We start from the raw sequence: 23,612 nt of genomic DNA on the forward strand, positions 1-23,612 counted from the left end.
AATCATCCTTTATCATATTTTAATTTGGTATCAAAGCTATTTTAATAATTTTTCAAAGTATACATAACTCTTAATTTGGACCTGAAAATCTTGAAGAGTTTTATACTTATAATCCACACATTTAGAATAGGGCGCAATCCTTAGGTCAGTTGTTTACAATTAGTTTCTACACATCTTCAAAGCTCTCCTTTTAAAACTAATTATTCCTAAGGTCCCAACTTCTGAATAACTGGTTTAGGATCACCTGTATTTAATGAAGAGGGTAACGTTTTACTGTATTTATTTTCGGTCCCTACAGTTCAATTTACACGTAAGTGAAATAGAAAAGATTAAAATCAAATTAATCACGCATGCTATTCCCCAGTTAATTCCCTCTAACAAAATACAAAAGATGGGTATAGCCACTACAGGATTAGCTGTTTCTCAAATGCTAGGTGTGCCAATCGGTAGTTAAGTCGCCGAGTATCTATCGGTTTTGAAACTACATAGATCTGTTTTCCTATCTTGCGAGAAAAGTTATAAAAAAAGAAAGCCTAGTACAATAGAGCCAACTACATAAAGTACAAGTAGTTGGCTTTTTAGTGTCTGAAATTTGTTTTCTATGAGCATGCTAATATTTACCATAATTCTACCTTCCAGCAAGAAAATAAAATCTTAATTTTCTTTCCTAGAAGTAAAATTTTACTTTCTAAGAACAATAAAACTTATTTTTAAAGTGGGAAGCCCTCTTTAAAAATGAGGGCTTTATATGCTAGTACGTATGGTCAATGTTACAGGTGACCGTAACGCTTTTTTAATTTTATAAATTATTTTTCACCTTTTCTCTCTCAATCAACATTGTACCTTTTTCTTTTAGGTTTGTATGGAAAGAGAAAGCTTTTTCAAGAATGTGTGGAGTATGACCACCAACTTTCTCTTTTGCTTCTAAAAAGTAATCACGTAATTGTGGTCTGTACTTAGGATGTGCAATTTCGATAAGCTTTTCTGCTCTTTTCACTGGTGGAAGTCCTCGAAGATCAGCATATCCTTGTTCTGTTACAATTACGTCTACATCGTGCTCTGTATGGTCAACATGAGATACAAAAGGAACGATTGTTGAGATAGCTCCGTCTTTTGCTAGGGAAGAAGTTACAAAAATTGTAATTCTAGCGTTACGTGCAAAGTCCCCAGATCCACCAATTCCATTCATTACTTTTGTTCCGCTAACATGAGTTGAATTTACGTTTCCGTAAATATCTACTTCAATTGCTGTGTTAAATGAAATAACTCCTAGGCGACGAATAATTTCTGGATGGTTAGAAATTTCCTGAGGTCTGAACAAAACTTTATCTTTGTATTTCTCTAAATCTGCAGATAGTGAATCAACACGTTTCTTTGAAAGGGAGAATGATGTACCAGCTGCAAATTTAACTACACCAGCATCTATTAAGTCAAAGATCCCATCCTGTAATACTTCAGAAAAAACCTCGATATCTTTAAATTGAGAATTTTTCATACCATTTAGAACTGCATTAGCAACAGAACCTACTCCAGATTGTAATGGAGCTAATGATTCAGTTAAACGTCCTGCTTTTACTTCACCAGCTAAGAACTCTAATAAATTATTTGCAATTTGCTGTGTTTCTTCATTTGGCTCGAATAATGGTGAAGGAATATCTGGCTGTTCTGATAAAACAATTCCTTTCACTTTATCTGGATCAACCTTAATTCCAATTTCTCCAATTCGATCTGAAACTTTGTACATAGGAATCTCTCTACGCTCACCTTGATTCCCTAGTACAAGGATATCATGAAGTCCCTCGTACGCTTTAGGAGCAGTTGTGTTTAATTCAATGATAACATTTTCAGATTTTTCCACAAAAATAGGTGAATTTCCAACAGAACCAGTTGGAATAATATAACCTTCTTCAGTGATTGCAGCTGCTTCAATAATTGCATAATCAATTTTTCCTAATGACCCTTTTCTTATCTCTTCTGCAGTATGTGATACATGTTGATCAATATAGTATATTTCACCAGTATTGATTTTCTTACGCATTACAGGGTTACCTTGATACGGAACACGTAAGTTAATGATCCCAGCTTCAGCCATTGATTGGTCAGCAGCAGGTCCTAATGAAGCTCCAGTATATAGATTGATTTTGAAGTCTTCTGTCTCACCGCGCTTAGAAAGTGCAAGTGGAAATTCTTTCGGTTCACCAAAAAGTGTAAATCCACTCATTCCAATGTTCATTCCGTCTTCAATCCAAGAAGCTGCCTCCTCCGCAGAAACAACTTTGTCCAAAAACACTTTATTTCTGATAAATTGGCTTAAATCTTTTTCCATTAACAATCACCTCTAAATAGTTATTTAATTTGATAGTAAAAATATCAAAAATGACTATTGCATTCATGATTGTTCTTAATTGTAAAAAGGATTCCATTATTCGTCTATCATATCCTTTCTATGATAATGATAGAAAAAAACTATAATATAAAACTTCGCAAGGAATTAATGTCATCTTTGTTTGTGTGAAAATAAAGCTTTTCGATTTCACGTACTAATAACTTAATATATTCACGTGCTGCATAATTAATAAAACAGTTCTTTTTCATTACGAGATAAACAGTGCTGGTTAAAGTTGGGTTTTCAATTTTTTGAAAAAACAAATCCTCTGTATCATAAAATTCATATAATGTTCGGGATACAATACTACAACCAACTCCACTTCTAACTAAACTCAAGATAGACTTAATACTTGACGTTTCAACAATAGGCTCTATTTGCTTTCCAAGCTCATAGCTAGTTTTATCTATTATTTTTCTACATTGATGCATACTAGGAAATAAAATAAGAGGACTATCTAAAACAGAAGAAAATGAAACTTTTTGTTCATCATTACTTTGATTACCTATTAGATAAAATTCTTCATCATATAATTTAGTCACTTGCAATAAATCATTAGTATTAATTTGGAAATCAATACCGAAATCAGCTCGATTTTCTAAAACAGCCTTTTCCACTTGATCAGTCGTTTGAATGAACACTTTAATGTTAGGATATAACTGGTTAAATAGAATACACAAAGTAGATACTAAATCAGTTATTTCTCCTGGAAGCACAGCGATTCTCAATTCCCCGATTTCTACTTCCGTAAATTCTGTAATTTGTGAAAACAAACTTTGTAAGGAACCTTGAATATTTAATGCTTCTTTTTGTACAATTTCCCCTACTTGTGTAAGTTCAATTTTCTTTCCAATACGGTTAAATAGTGAATATCCAATCTCTTTTTCAAGAATCTTAATTTGATGACTTAATGTGGGTTGAGAGATTCCTAACTTTTCAGCTGCTTTTGTAAAATGTAGTTCTTTACTAACCATTAAAAAATATTCTAAATGGCGTAATTCCATCAATTTCAATCCTTTCTAATTAAACTTTATCTATTTTTACATGTTTTATGGTCAGATAATAATCTGGTATAAAGTAATTTTATTACTAAAAGAATTATTCTACAATATGGTCCGATTATTGAACATGGAGAACAATGTTCTCTTACTCAAAATTGTAAACCGAATAAAGTTTAACACGAAAAAAAGCTAACTACTTATTCTTAAGTAGTTGGCTTTTTTGTTTTATCCTATCATTTTTTATTATAGATACTTGAGAGCATGTTCTACTCTTGTTGTTTTACTATTTATTATCCCCTTATATCAAATAAAAACGAAATAAAATGAATAAATTCTCTAAATATCTCCCTTGGATTAAAGCTGATGGTATAAACCCCACCTAGAACAAACAATTGTGATTGATGTTTTGATTAACTTTTCCAAGGTGAATGTAAAATACATTCACAGAAATTCTTTGGTTTAAAGTTCGGTTTACAGAATTCAACGACATCAGATTTAATATTACCAAAGGTAGTTTCTGGTTTATGCTTAAAACCTTCATAAAAAGCTGGAATAATGTCTTGTTTGAAATTATTACGTGGGAATGCTTGTACAATTTCTTCTCTCAATTCAGCTGGAAATTGTTTAAAACCATCCCCCATAACGTCTAACCCTACACCTGAGTACAATAATGATACTTCAGATTCTTTATGTTCTGCTATTCCAATTGTCGTATGCAATGCTATTGCATCCCAGACAAGACGAATTGACTCTTCTGGAACTTGATATTGTTGCAAAAAGCTTCTTGCAGCATTTGCACCATCTACTTCAAATCGTAAATCTGGACTGCTATACTCTTTTGTTAATCCTAAATCGTGGAATAATGCACTGATATACAGTAACTCTAGATCATAATTCTTTTTTGCCTCTTTTCCCATAATGGCACCAAATAGAAATACACGGTTCGAATGATTCCAAAGTAAATCATTTCCGTAGTCTCTTAAAATATCTCGTGCATCCCTTGCTAAAATAGAATCTGGAATTTTAATACCTGCTACTTCATTAAGCATAATCTAAAACACCTTTCCAATCTAATAGTCCTCATTTTCATAAGGCCATCTTCATTTTAAAAAAGTTTACATCATTTATCTATTAAATCATTTCTATGATAATCATAGTTTTTTTCTATATTAGATATTATTTTTAAAGTAAGGTAATTACATTGGAAACTACTTGTTTTTAGCTATAAATTTTGTATCGTTAATTGATTTTACTTTTCAAAATGTGCTGACCCAAAAAAGTTAGACATATTTAGTTAAGCTACTTCTAAGACCTGAGTTTCGGTACTCCACCTGGCTTAGGTCTTTTAATTTTGCCTTCACTCGTTTGTGATTGTAATAGTGAATATAGTGATGTAATTCCTGTTCATAATGCCATGGATTCAAATTCTTGTAGATACAGGAAAACTCTTTGGAATCCCTCGCATAGCAAAGGGTCTACAAAAGACACAAAAAATTCCCATAAAAGTAAGATTGGAGTCAAACTTTTACAGGGCAGTTCGTTTCGACAATCAACCTATTTTTCCTCTGCATTCTTATAGGAATGTTTAAAAGGAAGCTTCCATCTTAATTTATTATTCACCGATAACATGCGAATCACTACTATAAAAATAACAATGACTGACAATTCAAGCGGGCTGTCCCACCCTAACCATATACAAAGGGCACATACAAATGTGAGGACAGCATGGATTTCTTCTCTTAATGCAAGCGGTGTTCTACCAGCTAACAAATCTCGAACCATCCCTCCACCAACACCAGTAAACATCGACGCTATAATAATGATACCTAGGTCGTGATGTAAGCTTTTTGCTAACAATCCGCCTTGTATTGCGAAAGAAGCTAGGCCAATTGAATCAAAGAAATAGCCCCAGCGGTTCCAATGATGAATCCAGTTCCTTTTGACAAATAAAATGGTCGTCAGCGTGACTAAAACGACTAATAAGGATTGCCGTTCCCATATATCTGACACAGGGATATCCAGTACAACATTGCGGATAATGGAACCACCATAAGACGTTGTCAGACCAAGCACAAATATGCCAATAAAAGAATAGTTGGCCTGTAACGCAACAAATGCTCCACTAATGGCGTAGGCAATAATGCCAATGATATGTAATACTGACCATGTCACATCATCCATCTCCTTTTTACTATACAAAAAAGCCCACCATAAAATAGTTGCGCATTGAGTACGCAAGCTATTTTATGGTGGGCTAATATCCTAGCAGTAGTACCTACTAATTTATCCATCTCACCATTTATCATAAAAAATATAGCTGCTGTGCCATACTAATTGACACAACGACCATAAAATTTCCTAGTTAGAATTGTAATTGATTTTTTTATTAAACTCAATATGAATTTTTGATTATAGCGTTTCATACATGACTTGGCCCATTAAAGAGATGTCATAATCTCCTAATGCAGCTACTTCAGATTGGAAATCAGGTGTATTTAAAATCTCCTTCACCATATCGATGAGCGGTTGATTTTCTGGTGTTTTTAATAACACAATATCGTAACGTTCAGTGACCATCGGTATAAAATCGACCTGAATAAGCTTGGCGATTTTTTCAATGCCAATCCCAACATCTGCACGTCCATTGGCAACTGCAGAGGCGACATCGAGGTGGCTCATTTCTTCATGGGTATAGCCTGCAATCGTGGATGGAGCGATACCGTGAATGCGCAATTGCTCATCTAACAGAGTACGAGCACCTGAGCCTTTCTCACGGTTGATGAATGTGAATGTCTTTGTTTGGAAATCTTCAAATGTGCGTATCTCCAGCGGATTCCCCTTTTGAACATAGAAACCTGCTTTACGTGATACAACATTGATGAGAACAAAGGCATGGCTGACAAAGATTTTTTTTACATAAGGAGTATTATAATCTCCTGTATCCCCATCAAACATATGTAAACTCGCAATATCACAGTCTCCGTGATACAACGCCATTACACCATTAAAACTACCTTCATGTGAGCGTAATACTTTCGTAGATCGTCGTTTCTCGATATATTTTGCTAAAATATCTAATACTAAATCTTGCCCACTCACTATAATTTTCGCGTGATTTTTAGTCGGAGTGGCTATGGAAGCCTGTGCCAAAGCTGGCATACTACCTGTTTTTCGATTTTGTATATAGGTTTGCAAGTCAGCACGATCTACCCGCATTTGTCGCCCTACGCGGAAAACTGGCAAATCACCCTTTTTCACTAAATCATAAATTGTTAATTTTGAAACCTTTAATAATTGTGCAACCTCTTCAATCGTATAGGATTGTTCTTGTGACATGTAAAAGTTCTCCTCCTATAAGCCTCTATTTTACATGGTAACGTATTTATAGCCTTATGAACATCTTGACATTTTCTACCCTTACTAACTTTCTTTTTTATTTATATCTGATTATAATTAGTTATGTCTTGTTATAACGAGTAATAAAAGGAGTATACTCATCGTGAAAAAATATTATCGTTTATTTGCGACACTGTTAGTACTAGTTGGACTATTAGCAGCCTGTGGTAACCAAGAGGCGGCAACAAACGAACCAGTTGAACTAACAATTTCTGCGGCAGCTAGTCTACAGGATGCCTTAGAAGAACTGAAAACAACTTATGAACAACAACACGATACAATCAAAATCCTCTATAACTTTGGAGGTTCAGGTGCTTTACAGCAACAAATTTTACAAGGGGCTCCTGCAGACCTTTTCTTTTCAGCAGCAAAGGATAAATTTGATGCGCTTGTAGAGAAAGAAATGATCGATCAAAAGCTAGGAACGGATCTTTTAGCCAATGATTTAGTATTAATCGTGCCTAAAAGCAATGAAAAGCAAATTCAATCCTTTGAAGATTTACAACAAGCAGGAAAAATTGCACTCGGTACGCCCGAAACGGTTCCTGCCGGACAGTATGGTGTGGACACATTAAAAAATATGCAACTGTGGGATTCACTCGAATCAAAAGTAGTGTATACAAAAGATGTACGTCAAGTACTTACTTATACAGAAACAGAAAATGTGGATGCAGGTATGGTCTATAAAACAGATGCCCTTGTCTCTGATAAGGTCAATGTCGTGGCAACTGCCGATGATGCTATGCACGCACCGATTATTTATCCTGTAGGTGTTCTAAAAGCTAGTAAACATGCACAAGAGGCGGAGGATTTTTATCACTTCTTACAAAGTGATGAAGCTATGGATGTCTTTGAAAAGTATGGATTTAAAGGGGCTCAATAAAAGATGAGTACCGATTTTTGGTCTCCACTTAGGCTTTCGATCGAAATTGCTTTTGTTGCAGGGATCATCGCTATTATAGCAGGTATTTTAATGGGTAAATGGATGGCAACCCATGATTTCAAAGGCAAAATAGTGCTAGAAACGGTATTGCTGTTACCATTGGTATTACCTCCTACAGTAGTCGGTTTCCTGCTTATCGTCATTTTCGGGAAAAATAGTATGTTAGGAGATATCATTATCTGGCTATTCGATCAACCTATCATGTTCACATGGTGGGCGGCCGTCATCGCTTCTACAATCGTTGCCTTTCCATTAATGTATCAATCAGCTAAAACTGGCTTTGCCTCTGTCGATCGAGATATTGAAAATGCAGCACGTGTGGATGGAGCGAATGAATGGCAGGTCTTTCTTTATGTGTCCATTCCCCTTGCATTAAAGGCACTTGTTTCTGGTGGGATTCTAAGCTTCACACGAGCTTTGGGTGAGTTTGGAGCGACACTTATGTTTGCGGGAAATATTCCAGGGAAAACACAAACAACACCGCTAGCAATATATATGGCCATCGATTCTGGAAACATGACCCTTGCCTGGACATGGGTTCTGTGTATGATCGCCATTTCCTTCCTTTTACTTCTTAGTATCCATATCCTGAAAGTATAAAAGAGGTAGTTGGCTCTAGCCAACTACCTCTTTTTGCTTATCCCCCACTGATCGGTGGAATAAAGGCGATTGTGTCGCCAGATTTGACAATCGTCGTATCCGTTGCAAATTCTTCATTAACCGCTGTCATGATCTGTTGTAATGATAGCTGAGGGTAGCGCATTTCCATCCACTCTTTTAACTGCGCAACTGTCACATCTGACAGCTCTACTGATAGCTTTGATTCACCTAGTGCTTCCTGTAGGTGGGCAAATAATAAAATGTTAATCACAGGTTTTCCTCCTCCTGAATGGCTGGTTTCCCTTGCGGATAGGGAACATTTTCTAATTGATCACCAATCCACTCTGTCCCGTCCTCCCAATGTTCTTTTTTCCATATGGGCACGATTTGTTTTATGCGATCAATTGCATATTCATTCGCCATGTAAGCTATTTTACGATGCGGTGATGACACAGCAATCACTACGGCAATATCGGAAATAGCTAAATGACCGACACGATGGGTGATGGCTACTTTTGCTTCTGGCCACTCTTCTTGTATTTCCTTGGCAATCTGTTCAAACATTTTAATCGCCATTGCTGGATAGGCTTGATATTCCAAATGCATCGTTTTTTTACCATTTGTCATTTCACGCACTGTACCGATGAATAATGTGATGGCTCCAGCATTTCGACTAAGGACTTTTTGTCTTACTTCCTCCACATCTATTGGTTGATCGATAACTTCAAATAACGCTGTCGTCATAGTTTTTCCCTCATTTCTGTCAACAAAAATTCCATATATTGTGATTCTTCATGAATCGAAAAAGCAGGGATTGCAAGGGATAGATCAAGCGGACAGCTTGGCCAATAAATCACACAGAGGATATTGGTTACTTGCTGTAGTAGTACTTGATCCTGTGCAGTGCGCAGCAGCACAACCTTCGGATAATGTTCATTTTTATACCCTTCAATTAGCATGATATCCAGTGGAAGGGACTCATAAATCGCTAGTATATCAGCCAATTGCCAGCTATTTTGGTGGATACTCATACGTAAAGTACCCGCCCCCTCCACTGCTGTAACAACCGCACCTGCTTGCTCATGCCGACTACTATCCTTGGAAGTTTCGATCGTCGGTACTCCACCATGTCCATGATGCTTAATGGTTCCTACCCTTAGCCCTTCCATTGTAGCCTGCTTGATCAATTGCTCCATCAATGTTGTTTTCCCACTATTTTGATAGCCAACTATCTGTAAGATTTTTCGATATTGTCCCAAGGCCACTCACTTCCTTGCAGATCTTCTAGCAAAAGGACATCCACTTGCATACCCTTTTCATAGCCTCTAGAGCCACCTGGTAAAACAATGAATGCATTGGCTGTCGCTAAAGATGAAACTGCACTCGATTTATCGAACCCAGATGGGACAGTTACGAGCTTCCCTTTTTCATATTCGATACAAGCTCGTACAAAGCGTGTAAAGGGATTTGGCTTTGTAAAATCAGCCCCTAAAATAGCTTGCTCTCTGCGTAAATGTGGTTGAGTATGCCCATATGCAGAACGTATAATCGGACGTACAAATAGCTCAAAGCCAACATAGCAGGCTGAAGGATTACCAGAAAGACCAAATAATAATTTGTCGTTGCGAGCAGCAACCGTTGTCACACTACCTGGACGCATCGCTATTTTATTAAACAATACCTTTGCATCGATCGCCTCATAAATAGCTGGTAAATAATCATAATCACCTACGGAAACGCCACCCGTTGTAATTAAAATATCTACTTCCTGTAAGGCTTTTTCTACGTTTTCAATACATAATGTAAGATCATCGCTCAACTTGCCGAAATATTTCACTTCTGCCCCAGCACGCTCAATTTGCGCCATCATCATATAGGCATTACTATTGCGAATCTTACCTGGCTGTAAAGCTTCACCTGGCTCTAGTAATTCGCTACCAGTGGCAAGCACACCAATAACTGTTTTACGATAAACAGGTACTTGCTCGTAGCCAAAAGTAGCAAGTAAGGCCATCACACCCGGGTTAATATATTGGCCTTGTTCAATGAGGACTGCGCCTTGCTGCACATCTTCCCCTTTATAGGAAATATTAGTACCTGCTTCAAAAGGTCGTTTAATCGACATGTACTTTTGGTGATTTTCTTCGAATGTTTGGGTTAATTCTAGCATGACCACTGCATCACATCCTTGCGGTATCGGGGCCCCGGTCATAATGCGGACTGCTTGATAATCGCCAACTACGTCTTCATAGACATAGCCTGCGCCAATTTCTCCAACGACTTGAAAGCGGACTGGACGCTGTGAAGATGCCTCTTGGCTATCGACGGAACGAATGGCATAGCCATCATACGGTGAACGATCAAAAGCAGGTACATCATGATCGGCTCTAATAGCTTGTGCTATAAAGCGTCCATGTGCTTGCGTTAATGACACATGCTCCTTTTTTGCTTGAAAGGCATAGTCCATTACACGATGAACGGCTTCTGCCACAGGAATTGGTTGTCTTTTTTCTACCATTTGGTACACTCCCTTAACCTAATAAACGATAATAAATGCTTTTGGCTTTCTGTATATCTTGTATACCATGTATCACAACTCGCCCATCTTGGAAAATAACGATTCGGTAATCGTCCGCTTGGCAAGATAGCAAATAAGGATTAACCTGGACTTCTCCGTGGGAACGGAGCTGATTTGCCAGCTGATCAAGCGAATAGTAAATGGGCTTTGGTGGTCGAATTTGTACCGCGTCTCGGCCACAAAGGATCTGTAATTTCGTTTGATTTTCATAGGATAGGTAAGGATAGGTCGGCTTGTCGCCACAAGATGGACAATCACCTTGCCTTATTTTCTCCACATTGATTTCATAGTGTTGATTTTGCCAAACATCAAACGTTAAGTAGCTTTTTCGTAAGGCTTTGTCATCTCCAACAAGCAGCTTGAAAACCTCTGCCACCTGATAAGCAGCAACAATTTGAACTGCTGGACTAATAATGCCAACGGTATCACAAGTCATCCCTGTATGGGGCATCACCTTTAATAAGCAATGCAAACAAGGCGTTTTACCTGGTACAACCGTGTAAGTCGCACCATAACTACCAACACAAGAGCCATATACCCAAGGAATACGATATTTTTGCGCAAGGTCATTCATGACAAAACGAACATCAAAATTATCGGTCGCATCGACCATCACATCAACATCTTCTAGTAATGGTAGCAAGGTCTCTGTACAAGCATCCATAATGCCGACATGAATTTCTACCTCTGTGTTTATTTGTTGGAGACGCTTTTTAGCTGCGATAACTTTGGGCATTTTTTCTTGTGCATCTAGCTCTGTATATAATTGCTGTCTTTGTAAATTACTCCACTCTACATAATCACGATCAATGAGTGTCAGCCTGCCAATACCTGCTCGCACAAGCGCTTCTGCACTAGCACTCCCCAATGCCCCCGCACCTATAATAAGGACGTGTTTTTGCTGAAGGGATTGTTGCCCAGTTTGTCCGATAGGGTGAAATAATTGTTGTCTAGAATATCTATTTTGCATACGTATGTGGCCTTTCTTTCTATGAATTTTCGTTTGACCTTTTCATTTATAGCATTATAATAAAAGCAATGTTTTTTAGCAAAAACGCATTTGAAGGAGGTCTTACTGTGCATCCCACACATCAGCAGCAACCAATTCAAGTTGCCATTTTAACGGTCAGTGATACACGCACAAAGGCAGATGATCATGCTGGTCAGCGTATTCAGTCCTTACTACAAAAAGCTGCATTTGAAGTTATAGACTACCAACTAACAAAGGATGAACCGCTCGATATCGCTCATCATGTTAAAAATTGGTGCAGCGATCCAACAATTAATACCATTATCGTTACTGGTGGAACAGGATTTACACCAAGAGACCAAACCTATGACACCATTCTGCCTCTGTTTGAAAAAGAAATGATGGGGTTTGGTGAATTATTTCGAATGCTCAGCTATGAAGAAATTGGCCCAAAGGCGATGTTTAGTCGTGCCACGGCAGGAAGTCTCCAGCAAACAGCCATTTATGTTTTACCAGGCTCCACAAATGCGGTGACTTTAGCTATGACGAAGCTCATAGTACCTACAGTCCAACATTTTGTTGGTGAGTTGAAGCGCTTATGAAAATTGCAGGTATAGTGTTAGCTGGCGGTCAATCCTCTCGCTATGGACAGCCAAAAATGTTTGAGAAGTTTGCTGGACTGCCATTATATAAACATAGTCTCATAGCCCTGCAAAAAAATCAGCTAAACCCTCTTATTATCGCTACAAATGCGCACTTACAACATCAGTTTGGACAGGAAAATGTCCACTGGGTTATTGAAAAGCAGCCACATCAAGGCCCTCTTTTTGCTTTGCATCATATCATGACAGCCTATCCTGATGTGGAATGGTTTTTTGTCGTAGCAAGCGATATGCCTTATATGAATGCAGAATTTATCCAAAAAATGGTAGGCTTGATTAATGACACGTATGATGCTATTGTTCCGACACAAGCGCTACGCGATCAGCCATTAGCTGCATTATATCGACGTACTGCTTTACCAAAGGCGACACAATTAACGACACAAAATAAACGGAGTATGAAAGTGCTTTTAGAGCAACTTCGTGTTTGTTATGTCCCTTTTGATGACAATAGCTCAACATTTATCAATATCAACGCACAACAAGACTGGTCACAAACAAGTAAAAAGGAGTTTAATAATGAATAATTTTACACACTGGAACGAAGAAGGTCGTCCTAAAATGGTCGATATCTCCGCAAAAGAAATCACAACACGTACAGCCATTGCGCGCAGTACGATTCTTTTATCCGATGCGGTCTATGAAGCCATCCAACAAGGTGGCATTAAAAAAGGTGATCCGACGCAAGTTGCGCAAATTGCAGGGATTATGGGCGCTAAAAAAACAGCTGATATCATTCCCATGTGCCATCCCATCATGCTACAGGGTACGGATTTCCAGTTTGACTATGAAAAAGCAGAGAATGGCTATGAGCTCCATATTCAAGCCACTGTTAAATGCAGTGGAAAAACGGGTGTTGAAATGGAAGCTCTCACTGCTGTGTCTGTCGCAGCACTAACTTTTTATGATATGTGCAAAGCCGTTGATAAGACGATGGTCATCAAAGAAACTTACCTTGTTGAAAAAACAGGTGGGAAAAGTGGCACTTTTGTGCATAAATAAACAGAAAAAATTCGGCATTATTGTGCCGATTTTTTTCTGTTTTTTACACCCTACCCCCCAATATGAGACATTTCAATTTTTGACGTTTTCCTTTTTGCCATCGTTTGTTCATTGCGTTCATCTGAATAACGATCATTTCTTGTTTCCCAAACGTTCGTTATGCACTTGATGATGGCAGCATCATCTTGCCCTGAACGTAACAATTCCCTTAAATCCGTGCCTTCTGTTGCAAATAAACAAGTGTATAATGAACCTTCTGCAGAGAGACGAGCACGTGAGCAATTGGAGCAAAATGAATCCGTTACAGATGAAATTATACCAATCTCACCTTGAGCATCTTGATACTGATAACGCGTTGCCACCTCTCCTTTATAATTGGGCGCTACTGGTTGTAACGGCGTAAACTGATGGATTTGCTCAATAATCTCTTTTTTGGACACCACATCATCCAAGCGCCAGCCGTTCGAATTCCCTACATCCATATATTCAATAAAGCGTAGAATATGCTGTTTTTCTTTAAAAAACTGCGCCATGGTAACAATATCTTGTTCGTTTTTTCCTTTTTGAACAACCATATTAATTTTTACTTGTAAGCCCGCTTCTGCAGCCTTTTCAATTCCCTCTAACACTGGCAATACCTTGCCTCTATGACCATTCATCTCGAAAAAACGCTCATCATCAAGCGAGTCTAAACTAACAGAAACTCGGGCTAAGCCTGCCTGTGCCAATGAGTGTGCATATTTTTTTAATAACGAGCCATTGGTTGTTAAAGCAATATCTTCTACACCTTTTATGCGGTGAATACGGGCAATTAATTCGGGCAAATCACGACGTAGTAAGGGTTCCCCACCTGTAATCCGTATTTTTTTCACGCCCAATGAAACAAAGATTTTTACTAATCGTTCAATTTCATCAAAACTTAATATTTTATCAGACGGTAAAAATGCGTAATCTGGACCAAATACTTCTGCTGGCATACAATAGCGACAGCGAAAATTACAACGATCTGTCACGGATATTCTTAAATCTCTTAACGGTCTGTGTAATTGGTCTTGTAGATTCGTCATCTAATCTCCTTCTTTCAATTCATTAGCTGGTAATAGGATGCGTTGTGGGTGTGTATAAATATTCAATGTCTGTTGCCGAATAAAGCCAACCGTCGTAATACCAAGCTGCTCTGCTAATTGCAATGCTAATTCTGTGGGTGCTGATTTAGACAGCACGATGGCACAGCCTATTTTGGAAACCTTTAGTAAAATCTCCGATGATATTCGTCCGCTAAAGACGATAATTTTATCTTCCATAAGGATGTTGTTGCGTAGGCAATAGCCGTAAATTTTATCCAAAGCATTATGACGTCCAATATCCATGCGACTTAGGACGATGCCATTTACATCACATAGTGCAGCATTATGCACCCCACCCGTTTTCTTAAAAATATCGGCACTATCCTGCATCGCATGCATTAAACGGAAGCAATCTTCGGTCGTTATTTGCACATGGACTTGATTCATTTTTTTCGCTACTAATGCATCGTTCGTAAACACAAAGCCTTGTCGACTCATCCCACAGCAAGACGTAATATAGCGCTTGTTTTGCGTCTGTTGGTAATAAGGATTAATATGCTTTGTTTTAATATGCACAAAACCCTCTTTCTCTTGGTGCCAAATTTCCTCAATATCCTCAAAACTACGAATCACTCGTTCAGAAGCTAAGTAGCCAATAACCATATCTTCTACATACTCGGGTGTACAGACCATCGTGACAAATTCCTGCTGATTAATTTTTACGGTAACAGCGTATTCTGAAACAATTAAATCAACCATTTCTGTCACTCGTTGTCCTTCAACACGCACAATTTTTCTTGTCATTGCTCGATCCATAAGGCATCCCCTTTATTCACTGATATGCTTTTCAAAAACAAAGACGGAAATCGCAAAATCCTCTTCAATTTTAATATCTGAAAATAAGTGAAGTAATTTGCTACCCATCAATTCTTCCATACCCTCTGGTGGCGATTGTCTATATAAATCTTGAATCATACTCGTCCTTGCAGCATGCACCATTTTCAGCCCTTCTGGTGTACTGGCAATAAATTTTTCTGTCGGAGTGATATTTCCGTATAAGGTAGATACAGCCATATTCTCGACAAAAACAGTATGAATACGTTCAGGACCTTTACCAAATACTTCCTTTCTTAACTTTCGAATCATGTCATTAAATTCGTGGATTTTTTTAGACATAGCAACGATTCTCCCATCATAATTAAACTTTTTTAGGCAAATGGTTATGTAGGCCACCCTTACAGTTTGTTAATGATATAGCAACTTTTAAAAAAATAAAAGAGAAAATACTTTTTGATAATAATTCTCATTTAATAAATTTTATGATAAATATTGTTCATTTTGAAGGAAAGGGCTATACTATTCATATCACAAATGGAATTAATTTATTTTGAACCCTATGTTACGATGTTGCATAGTGTTTTTAATAGTTGAATTCTATTGTAATTAAAAAATAAAAGTAGATTGAGTTTTTAGCAAGACCTGCTAAGAATTTTATCCACCATGAATTATTAGCATGTCTCGGACATGTAATTTCATGGTGGATTTTTTTATTTTTTCAAAACCGAGACATGGATAACATGTTATGATCTAGCAATTTACCTATTTTGAGGTAGCTTCAAGAACCATTGGGAATTACAATGATAACAAGACAATCTTTTCAACAATCACCAACTCGATTTGTTATTCCCTTTTGTCTTAAGCTGTACCATGTTATCCGATTCGTCTCAAAGTGCAAAAGGAGGAAGTTACCTTGACTCAAATTAATATTAATGGCGTACCGTATGAAGTAAAAGAAGGAGCTACAATCCTTGATACCATTAATCAACATGACATTCCGCATCCACAGATTTGTCATGTGCCCGCTGTTGACCCCATTGAAACATGTGATACATGTATCGTGGAAGTGAATGGCCAATTAGTTCGTTCCTGCTCTACAAAGGCAGTAGACGGCATGAATGTACTCCTAACTTCTGACAAAGCAAAAGCGGCACAAACAGAAGCGATGGACCGTCTACTCGAAAATCATTTACTGTATTGTACAGTTTGTGATAACAACAATGGCAATTGTGCTTTACACAACACTGCCGAAATGATGGAAATCGAGCATCAAAAATATCCCTACCAGCCAAAAGTTGAACCTCATGAAGTAGATATGTCACATCCGTTTTATCGATATGATCCTAACCAATGTATCGCTTGTGGTCAGTGCGTAGAGGTTTGTCAGAATCTACAGGTAAATGAAACATTATCCCTTGATTGGGAAGCAGAAAGACCACGTGTCATTTGGGATACGGGCGTTGCTATCAATGATTCTTCCTGTGTAAGTTGTGGTCAATGCGTAACCGTATGTCCATGTAATGCCTTAATGGAAAAATCCATGCTTGGAGAGGCTGGATTTATGACTGGCCTCAAACAGGATATGTTAGATCCGATGATCAGTTTGATTAAGGAAGTTGAACCAGGCTATAGCGGTATTTTCGCCGTTTCTGAAGTGGAAGCAGCCATGCGTAGTAAGCGCACCAAAAAAACAAAAACAGTATGTACTTTCTGTGGTGTAGGCTGCTCGTTCGAAGTTTGGACAAAGGGTCGTAAAATTTTAAAAGTACAGCCTTCCGATGGTCCAGTAAATGCGATTTCTACATGTGTCAAAGGGAAATTTGGCTGGGATTTTATCAATTCTGAGGAACGTATTACAAAACCACTCATTCGTAAAAATAATGAGTTTGTGGAATCATCGTGGGATGAAGCACTTGATTTAATTGCAACAAAACTAGGTGGCATTCAACAACAATATGGTCCAGGTTCTGTTGGCTTTATCTCCTCTTCTAAAATTACAAATGAAGAGAATTACTTAATTCAAAAAATGGCCCGTCAATTATTTGGAACAAACGATGTCGATAATTGTTCTCGTTATTGCCAATCTCCTGCAACTGATGGTTTATTACGTACAGTTGGCATGGGAGGAGATGCTGGTACGATCAAAGATATTGCTAAGGCTGGACTTGTCATTATTGTTGGGGCTAATCCAGCTGAGGGACATCCTGTTTTAGCAACACGTGTGAAACGTGCACATAAATTACATGGTCAGAAATTAATTGTTGCTGATATTCGTAAGCATGAAATGGCAGAGCGTTCCGACATCTTTATGCGTCCAAAGCAAGGTACTGACCAAGTTTGGTTAATGGCTGTTACCAAATATATCATTGATCAAGGTTGGCATGATGAAGCGTTTATTCAAGAAAACGTCCTTCATTATGATGATTTTAAACAAGTACTTGCAACCTATACACTTGATTATGCACAAGAAATGACTGGTATTAGTAAGGAAACATTGATCGAAGTAGCTGAAATGATTCGTGATGCAGATGGTACATGTGTTCTTTGGGGCATGGGGGTAACACAAAATACTGGTGGCTCCTATACATCCGCAGCGATTTCAAATTTACTTTTAGCAACTGGGAACTATCGTCGTCCAGGTGCTGGTGCCTACCCACTCCGCGGCCATAACAATGTGCAAGGTGCCTGCGATATGGGGACACTTCCAAATCTATTGCCAGGCTATCAAAGAGTCACAGATGACGAGGCACGTGCAAAATTCGAAAAAGCCTATGGTGTCCCTATTCAACCACAGCCTGGTCGAAATAATATGCAAATGTTAGATGCGATCATGGAAGGGAAAATGAAAGCGATGTATTTAGTGGGCGAAGATATGGCACTTGTTGACTGTAATGCCAACCATGTAGATGAGGTGCTCTCACAGCTTGACTTTTTCGTTGTCCAAGATTGTTTCCTATCACGCACAGCACAATATGCAGATGTGATTTTACCTGCTGCACCTTCGCTTGAAAAAGAAGGTACATTTACGAATACGGAACGTCGTGTTCAACGCCTGTATCAAGTATTACCAACACTTGGTGAGTCGAAAGCAGATTGGGAAATATTGCAAGCGGTTGCTCGTCGTTTAGGGGCAGATTGGCATTATGATCACCCAAGCGACATTTTTGATGAAATGGCGAGCCTGTCTCCCCTCTTCTCACAAGCCAACTATGATGTTCTTGAAGGCTGGGGAAGCTTCTGTTGGGGTAGCCATGATGGTAAAGATACACCATTATTATATGAAGATGGCTTTAACTTCCCTGATAAGAAGGCTCGTTTTGCTTTAAATGATTGGGTGCAGCCTGTTGAGTTTGAAGCACAATACGATTGTCATATTAATAATGGCCGTATGCTTGAACACTTCCATGAAGGAAATCTAACAAATAAATCGAAAGGTATTCAATCGAAAGTACCTGAAATTTTCGTTGAAGTATCACCAGAATTGGCGAAAGAACGAGGCATTGCAGATGGAGCCCTACTTCGTTTAGTGTCTCCATATGGTGCCTTGAAGCTAAATGCTCTTGTTACAGATCGCGTACAAGGAAACGAATTATTCTTACCAATGAACTCTGTTAGCAAAGATTCAGCCATCAACTTCCTAACTGGCCCTGCAGCAGATGTGAATACGTCAACACCAGCTTATAAACAAACAAAAGTACGAGTAGAAGTGCTAAAAGCAAAAGGTAAATCACCACTTCCTCGCACAAACCCACGCTATAAAAAGCGTCATCCTCAAAATGGTGTTGAGGTACAACGAAAATGGAATCGTCCTGGCTACGTTCACTTAACAACCATAAACGAAAGAGAGTGAGAGCATGGCTGTACCCATTACAGGCATTAAAAAACAACAATTAACAGAAGAACAACTAAAAGAACAAAAATTAGATAATCTAAAAGAACTGCTTTCTGAAAATGAAGAAGCCGTCAATCAGGTGTTTAGTATTATGGCTGAATTAAATGATATCGGTGCACTAGAAGCAGCAATGAAGCTACTTGAAGCCAAAGAGGAAGTGGCACATATTGCACTTGGACAATTAACACGTAAGCCTGTAACCAATATCATTAACAATTTAATGGGTGTTGCGGGAGCATTGACGGCGCTCAATCCTGAAACAACGACTAAGCTGATTGAAGGCTTAAATACAGGCGTAGATGAAGCAAGTAAAGCACTTGAATCGAATGAAAAGGTCAGTGCCTTTAAGCTCATGAAAATGATAAACGATCCAGATGTTAATCGTGCGCTCAATTTTGGGGTTCATTTCTTAAAGGGACTCGGCAAAGGCTTAAAAGAATAAGGTGGTTCCTAAATGTTAACAAAAGAAAATGTTGTAAACGCATTGAAACAGGTAAATGATCCTGAGCTACATCAGAGTATTGTAGATTTGAATATGGTGCGAAACATTCAAATACATGACAACCATATAGCGCTGGATATTATTTTGACCATACCAGGATGTCCGTTAAAGGCGAAAATACAGCAAGATGTGGAGGAGGCCTTACAAGCGCTTGGTGCCTCCACTGTTACCATTAGCTTTGGCGCTATGACAGACCAGGAGCGTCGCACTTTAACCGCCTCTCTACAGGCAAAGAATGTGACTGATCAAGGAATGCCAAACATGCTATTGCCTAATTCTGGTGTTCAATTCATTGCCATTACAAGTGGTAAAGGCGGTGTTGGAAAGTCTACAGTGACCATTAATTTAGCGGTTGCACTTGCTCGTCTTGGCAAACGTGTAGGTATTTTAGATGCTGATATCTATGGTTTCAGTATCCCTGCCATGATGAAGATTGATCAAAAGCCTACCATGCTTGATCAAACGGCGATTCCAGTAGAACGTAACGGCGTAAAAATAATGTCGATGGGCTTTTTTACAAATGACAACCAGCCTGTTATGTGGCGTGGTCCTATGCTCAATAAGTGGATTCGCAATTTCCTTGTCAACACGCTATGGGGAGATTTAGATTACCTCCTCATCGATTTACCACCTGGTACAGGAGATGTTGCAATTGATATGGCTGCGATGATTCCACAAGCCCAAGAAATCATCGTGACAACACCGCATCTTGCCGCTTCTCATGTTGCATCTCGTGCAGGCTTGATGGCGCAACATACGAAACACACGATTCTTGGTGTTGTTGAAAACATGGCCTATTTTGAAGGCGCTGACGGTCAAAAAAACTATCTATTTGGACAAGGCGGAGCCGAACAATTAGCAGATTTATTGCAGACCGATGTAATCGCTCAAATTCCTTTTGCTCAACCTGAGGAAAATACAGGTTCCTCGGTCTATGATGAAGTGTCGATAATCGGTGAAGTGTTTACTCATTTAGCAGAAGATCTACTCTATAAATAATTTAAAACCCTTGATTTGTTTTTACGCAAATCAAGGGTTTTTTTTCGATCACTTATAACCAGCCTTTTGTAACACCTGCATGAAATAAAAACGATACGTATTTTTTACAAATGTCTCTAGAGGTAGCCCTACATTCACTTGATATTTTGTAAATATAAAATAAAATCGTTTATCCCACTTTAGGCGTAATAACTCGCCTGCTTCTTCGCCATACTTCATCGTAAATTCTTCCATCAAAGGTTCGATCATCTCATAACAATAATCTTTTAAATGGGCCAGTGCTTCAATATCCTTATCCCTTTGAAAGCGTATAATCCAATCTACTAATTGTTCATTCATATTTGCACGCCGTCCTTTTAATAAGAGTTTCTTCCTATTAAATTATACTCCTTTTTTGGCGAATCAAAAAAAGAACGATTTTTCCAATAGATTTCACTCATCAATAGGACGATTCCAACGTAGATGATAGTGAACAGACCTCTTTTTCGTTTCTTTATCGAATACTAGTAATCTATCACCAGCTTGAATGACGTAGCTATTCTCTAATGTCCGAACAGTGGGCTGTTGTTGTTGGGAATTAATGATGCCAATATTGCGTTCCCACAATACCTGATGTTTGTTCATATCATAGAGCAATAACATGTGTTCAGCACTTTCTCGCTGTGTTTGTCGATATGAAACAAGAGCCGTTTTTTCTATGATATCTACATCCACCACTTTTGGTTGTAAATTTTCATAGACTTGAATGGCTGGCTCGGTTAGGACAGCTTGACTAAAATCGCGAATGGCCTGATAATCCTCTACGGGCTGTGGATGTGTAGCAAAATAGCCCGGCAACTCTGTCTCGATGAAAAAACGGGCAGATAGGTAATCTTGAGCTTTCGCATCCTCACTTAATGTTTTACCATCAAAGCGATAGAATTTGCCATCGACCCCTTCCAAATATAAATGGTTCTCTAGGACAGCCATTTGATGTGCATTATTGCTCAATATCGCTATTAATGACGGATGTTGCGTTCGAAAATCTTTTTCAGAAAGTAGTTCTTTGCCTGTTTCCATATCTACCAAGGATAATTGACCAAACTCATCATCACGATGATGGACAAGAACACCCCCCATAAATTCCCCAAGCAGTGTTTCTTTATAGGAAGCTGATTTTGTCCATTGCTTTTCACCTGTTTGTAAATTCACAGCTACTAGGAGATGGTGTGCGATTAAATGCGTAATTCCATTCGATGTCCCATTATTTTCTGAGCCTTGCACCATTTGAACAGCAATGCTTTGTGAATCATCTGTATAAATCGGCGAATCGGATTTGATGGGAAAGCCTCTCCCCGCTAAGCCAAAAACAATCATTAATAGATTACTGACGAATAAAAAGGCAATGAGCAAAATGCTAGAAATAACGAGTCGTTTTCGTTTCATGACGATAAACAAAAATAGTAGAAGTCCCGTACCTAGCACGATGCAGAAAAAAATATCGTGGATAAGCCAACCATTTAAACGCCATGAATAGATATATCGTTGTAGAAATTGTTCCACTTCTCTACCCCCCTCAAACAACGACTAACTAAAATCTGAATAAAGGACATAACGGTCACATTCCAAGCATTGAAATAAATAGCCTTGATGATGACCATTGTTCATTAAGGATGCAGAAAGTTCTTCTTTTGAAAAGCCGGTATAATTATCAAATTGATCCTCAATTCCTAGCTCTACTAAATCACGCCAACCAACATAGCCGATAAACGCACAATAGTCAGAGCAATGTGCCACCCAATTATTGCCCTGCCAGCTTACATAGCCAGGCGTCCGAAAGAGTACTTCCTCAGCAAACTTGGGGTTCGTAACCTGTTCATCATCCATTAAGTCTTGCTGGAAAGAACCATCATATTTTTGAGCTGCTTCCCCGCTATGGATGCAGGAAGGACAAAGATAATCTACGTCCTCAATTGCATAAATACCACCAGTATAATAGACATCCACTTCTTGCTCGCAACAATCACATACAACGATTTCATCTGTTTCAAAAATTCCAGCCTCTAGAGGGTTTGGTAGATATTTAAACGTAGGAATTTTCGTTTTGAGCTGCTGATGGTCTCTAATTTTTCTTGGCAGCAGAGGATTCACCGAATTTGGTTTATCTATGTAGGTCTGGAGAACGCCATACTTTTTTCGATCCTTTTTATCGTCTTTATTCATAATGACAGTAAATAACTGATATGCCTCAGGATACATCCTAAGTAAACAGTAAACCTCTACTAATATCCTTAATGTTTCTTCTGATTGTTGAACCTGCTTTAATTGATCTTTAAACATATGCATTTGATTAATGGTTATTGGATTGGAAGGATTAAATTTTTGTCTTAGTTCGTGCCATTCTTCCGCAATCGTCATAAAAAATAGGCCTCCTTCTCACTTGCTATTTGGCAAATGAATACTCCTTTATCATTTGACAGATTTCCACTTTATAGTTTGTGTACCATTTGTCTTTACCCAATTGTTGTGCTGTTAAATGCTTGGCATTGTCTTTCCATGCTTGGATAGCCTCTAGCGATTCCCAATAAGATACCGTTATGCCCTTTCCTTCCTCATTTCTAACACTTTCAACACGAATGAAACCAGGCTGTTGCTGTGCTAAGGCATCAATTAGGTCAGCCATCTTGCCATAGCCATCCCCATCTTGCTCAGTTCTTTGCGATGTAAAAATCACTGCATAATATGTTTCCATTTATTTCTCCTCCTCTATTACTTTTATTGTAAACCATAATGACTTT

At 38.3% G+C, this 23,612-nt stretch carries 25 protein-coding genes and 1 pseudogene; 8 read left to right on the forward strand and 18 right to left on the reverse strand.

The window, feature by feature from the left end:
- Positions 1–799 precede the first annotated feature (799 nt).
- The 6 genes and pseudogenes from scpC to EW028_RS14970 all read right to left on the reverse strand — a co-directional run bounded on the left by scpC (position 800) and on the right by EW028_RS14970 (position 6,723).
- A complete protein-coding gene (gene scpC / locus EW028_RS14940; protein WP_131521448.1) occupies positions 800–2,326 on the reverse strand; it encodes a succinyl-CoA:acetate CoA-transferase ScpC in 1,527 nt (508 codons plus the stop codon).
- Between the two features lie 140 nt (positions 2,327–2,466).
- Complete coding sequence (locus EW028_RS14945) at positions 2,467–3,390, reverse strand: LysR family transcriptional regulator (protein WP_131521449.1); 924 nt, start codon at positions 3,388–3,390, stop codon at positions 2,467–2,469.
- 407 nt (positions 3,391–3,797) lie between these two features.
- A complete protein-coding gene (locus EW028_RS14950; RefSeq protein WP_131521450.1) occupies positions 3,798–4,436 on the reverse strand; it encodes an HD domain-containing protein in 639 nt (212 codons plus the stop codon).
- A 231-nt stretch (positions 4,437–4,667) separates the two neighbouring features.
- Positions 4,668–4,830: pseudogene (locus tag EW028_RS14955) on the reverse strand (IS3 family transposase); the annotation flags it as partial.
- 111 nt (positions 4,831–4,941) lie between these two features.
- Positions 4,942–5,568: a trimeric intracellular cation channel family protein gene (locus EW028_RS14960; RefSeq protein ID WP_227744964.1), complete on the reverse strand. Its 627-nt coding sequence runs from the start codon at positions 5,566–5,568 to the stop codon at positions 4,942–4,944.
- 228 nt (positions 5,569–5,796) lie between these two features.
- On the reverse strand, positions 5,797–6,723 hold the full coding sequence (locus EW028_RS14970; RefSeq protein ID WP_131521452.1) for a helix-turn-helix transcriptional regulator: 927 nt from the start codon (positions 6,721–6,723) through the stop codon (positions 5,797–5,799).
- Between the two features lie 163 nt (positions 6,724–6,886).
- Here EW028_RS14970 and modA point away from each other — a divergent pair, with 163 nt between their 5' ends.
- Together modA and modB are read left to right on the forward strand one after the other, a co-directional pair.
- Positions 6,887–7,666 carry a molybdate ABC transporter substrate-binding protein gene (modA, locus tag EW028_RS14975; RefSeq protein ID WP_131521453.1) on the forward strand — a complete coding sequence of 260 codons (780 nt, stop codon included), beginning with the start codon at positions 6,887–6,889 and terminating at the stop codon, positions 7,664–7,666.
- Between the two features lie 3 nt (positions 7,667–7,669).
- Positions 7,670–8,326, forward strand: coding sequence for a molybdate ABC transporter permease subunit (modB, locus tag EW028_RS14980; protein WP_054550421.1), 657 nt, complete (start codon positions 7,670–7,672; stop codon positions 8,324–8,326).
- A gap of 37 nt (positions 8,327–8,363) precedes the next feature.
- Here modB and moaD read toward each other — a convergent pair whose 3' ends face one another.
- From moaD to EW028_RS15005, 5 genes are read right to left on the reverse strand one after another with little or no spacing between them, the layout of a single operon-like run.
- On the reverse strand, positions 8,364–8,597 hold the full coding sequence (gene moaD, locus EW028_RS14985) for a molybdopterin converting factor subunit 1 (protein ID WP_131521454.1): 234 nt from the start codon (positions 8,595–8,597) through the stop codon (positions 8,364–8,366).
- Complete coding sequence (locus tag EW028_RS14990) at positions 8,594–9,070, reverse strand: molybdenum cofactor biosynthesis protein MoaE (RefSeq protein WP_048392456.1); 477 nt, start codon at positions 9,068–9,070, stop codon at positions 8,594–8,596. The genes moaD and EW028_RS14990 overlap by 4 nt, the downstream gene beginning before the upstream one ends.
- Positions 9,067–9,585, reverse strand: a complete 519-nt coding sequence (gene mobB, locus EW028_RS14995; RefSeq protein WP_131521455.1) for a molybdopterin-guanine dinucleotide biosynthesis protein B — start codon at positions 9,583–9,585, stop codon at positions 9,067–9,069. The genes EW028_RS14990 and mobB overlap by 4 nt, the downstream gene beginning before the upstream one ends.
- Positions 9,555–10,844, reverse strand: coding sequence for a molybdopterin molybdotransferase MoeA (locus EW028_RS15000; RefSeq protein ID WP_131521456.1), 1,290 nt, complete (start codon positions 10,842–10,844; stop codon positions 9,555–9,557). The genes mobB and EW028_RS15000 overlap by 31 nt, the downstream gene beginning before the upstream one ends.
- 13 nt (positions 10,845–10,857) lie before the next feature.
- On the reverse strand, positions 10,858–11,874 hold the full coding sequence (locus tag EW028_RS15005) for a thiazole biosynthesis adenylyltransferase ThiF (RefSeq protein WP_131521457.1): 1,017 nt from the start codon (positions 11,872–11,874) through the stop codon (positions 10,858–10,860).
- Between the two features lie 107 nt (positions 11,875–11,981).
- Here EW028_RS15005 and EW028_RS15010 point away from each other — a divergent pair, with 107 nt between their 5' ends.
- The 3 genes from EW028_RS15010 to moaC are packed head-to-tail and all read left to right on the forward strand — an operon-like array spanning position 11,982 to position 13,538.
- A complete protein-coding gene (locus EW028_RS15010; protein ID WP_131521458.1) occupies positions 11,982–12,476 on the forward strand; it encodes a MogA/MoaB family molybdenum cofactor biosynthesis protein in 495 nt (164 codons plus the stop codon).
- Complete coding sequence (mobA, locus tag EW028_RS15015; protein WP_131521459.1) at positions 12,473–13,063, forward strand: molybdenum cofactor guanylyltransferase; 591 nt, start codon at positions 12,473–12,475, stop codon at positions 13,061–13,063. The genes EW028_RS15010 and mobA overlap by 4 nt, the downstream gene beginning before the upstream one ends.
- The gene (gene moaC, locus EW028_RS15020) at positions 13,056–13,538 is read left to right on the forward strand and encodes a cyclic pyranopterin monophosphate synthase MoaC (protein ID WP_048392450.1); all 483 of its coding nucleotides are present in this window, start codon (positions 13,056–13,058) and stop codon (positions 13,536–13,538) included. The genes mobA and moaC overlap by 8 nt, the downstream gene beginning before the upstream one ends.
- Before the next feature lie 50 nt (positions 13,539–13,588).
- Here moaC and moaA read toward each other — a convergent pair whose 3' ends face one another.
- From moaA to EW028_RS15035, 3 genes are read right to left on the reverse strand one after another with little or no spacing between them, the layout of a single operon-like run.
- The gene (gene moaA, locus EW028_RS15025) at positions 13,589–14,605 is read right to left on the reverse strand and encodes a GTP 3',8-cyclase MoaA (protein WP_131521460.1); all 1,017 of its coding nucleotides are present in this window, start codon (positions 14,603–14,605) and stop codon (positions 13,589–13,591) included.
- A complete protein-coding gene (gene fdhD / locus EW028_RS15030; RefSeq protein WP_131521461.1) occupies positions 14,606–15,421 on the reverse strand; it encodes a formate dehydrogenase accessory sulfurtransferase FdhD in 816 nt (271 codons plus the stop codon).
- A gap of 12 nt (positions 15,422–15,433) precedes the next feature.
- The gene (locus EW028_RS15035) at positions 15,434–15,781 is read right to left on the reverse strand and encodes a Na-translocating system protein MpsC family protein (RefSeq protein WP_004230595.1); all 348 of its coding nucleotides are present in this window, start codon (positions 15,779–15,781) and stop codon (positions 15,434–15,436) included.
- Between the two features lie 574 nt (positions 15,782–16,355).
- Between EW028_RS15035 and fdhF the strand changes: the two genes are divergently transcribed.
- Genes fdhF through EW028_RS15050 form a run of 3 tightly spaced genes read left to right on the forward strand, consistent with a single transcriptional unit; the run spans position 16,356 to position 20,835 of the window.
- Positions 16,356–19,292 carry a formate dehydrogenase subunit alpha gene (gene fdhF / locus EW028_RS15040; RefSeq protein WP_131521462.1) on the forward strand — a complete coding sequence of 979 codons (2,937 nt, stop codon included), beginning with the start codon at positions 16,356–16,358 and terminating at the stop codon, positions 19,290–19,292.
- Positions 19,293–19,296: 4 nt separating this feature from the next.
- On the forward strand, positions 19,297–19,776 hold the full coding sequence (locus EW028_RS15045; protein WP_131521463.1) for a helical membrane plugin domain-containing protein: 480 nt from the start codon (positions 19,297–19,299) through the stop codon (positions 19,774–19,776).
- A 12-nt stretch (positions 19,777–19,788) separates the two neighbouring features.
- Complete coding sequence (locus EW028_RS15050; protein ID WP_131521464.1) at positions 19,789–20,835, forward strand: Mrp/NBP35 family ATP-binding protein; 1,047 nt, start codon at positions 19,789–19,791, stop codon at positions 20,833–20,835.
- 48 nt (positions 20,836–20,883) lie between these two features.
- On the opposite strand, the gene EW028_RS15055 is transcribed toward EW028_RS15050, so the two are convergent.
- The 4 genes from EW028_RS15055 to EW028_RS15070 all read right to left on the reverse strand — a co-directional run bounded on the left by EW028_RS15055 (position 20,884) and on the right by EW028_RS15070 (position 23,566).
- Positions 20,884–21,174: a hypothetical protein gene (locus tag EW028_RS15055; protein WP_048392436.1), complete on the reverse strand. Its 291-nt coding sequence runs from the start codon at positions 21,172–21,174 to the stop codon at positions 20,884–20,886.
- Positions 21,175–21,267: 93 nt separating this feature from the next.
- Positions 21,268–22,377 carry a PA2928 family protein gene (locus EW028_RS15060; RefSeq protein WP_131521465.1) on the reverse strand — a complete coding sequence of 370 codons (1,110 nt, stop codon included), beginning with the start codon at positions 22,375–22,377 and terminating at the stop codon, positions 21,268–21,270.
- 24 nt (positions 22,378–22,401) lie between these two features.
- Entirely contained in the window at positions 22,402–23,232 is an 831-nt protein-coding gene (locus EW028_RS15065; protein ID WP_131521466.1) for a CbrC family protein, read from the reverse strand.
- A 25-nt stretch (positions 23,233–23,257) separates the two neighbouring features.
- Entirely contained in the window at positions 23,258–23,566 is a 309-nt protein-coding gene (locus EW028_RS15070; protein ID WP_131521467.1) for an antibiotic biosynthesis monooxygenase family protein, read from the reverse strand.
- Between the last annotated feature and the right edge of the window lie 46 nt (positions 23,567–23,612).

This window comes from Lysinibacillus sp. OL1, assembly GCF_004332175.1.
Classification (GTDB): domain Bacteria; phylum Bacillota; class Bacilli; order Bacillales_A; family Planococcaceae; genus Lysinibacillus; species Lysinibacillus capsici.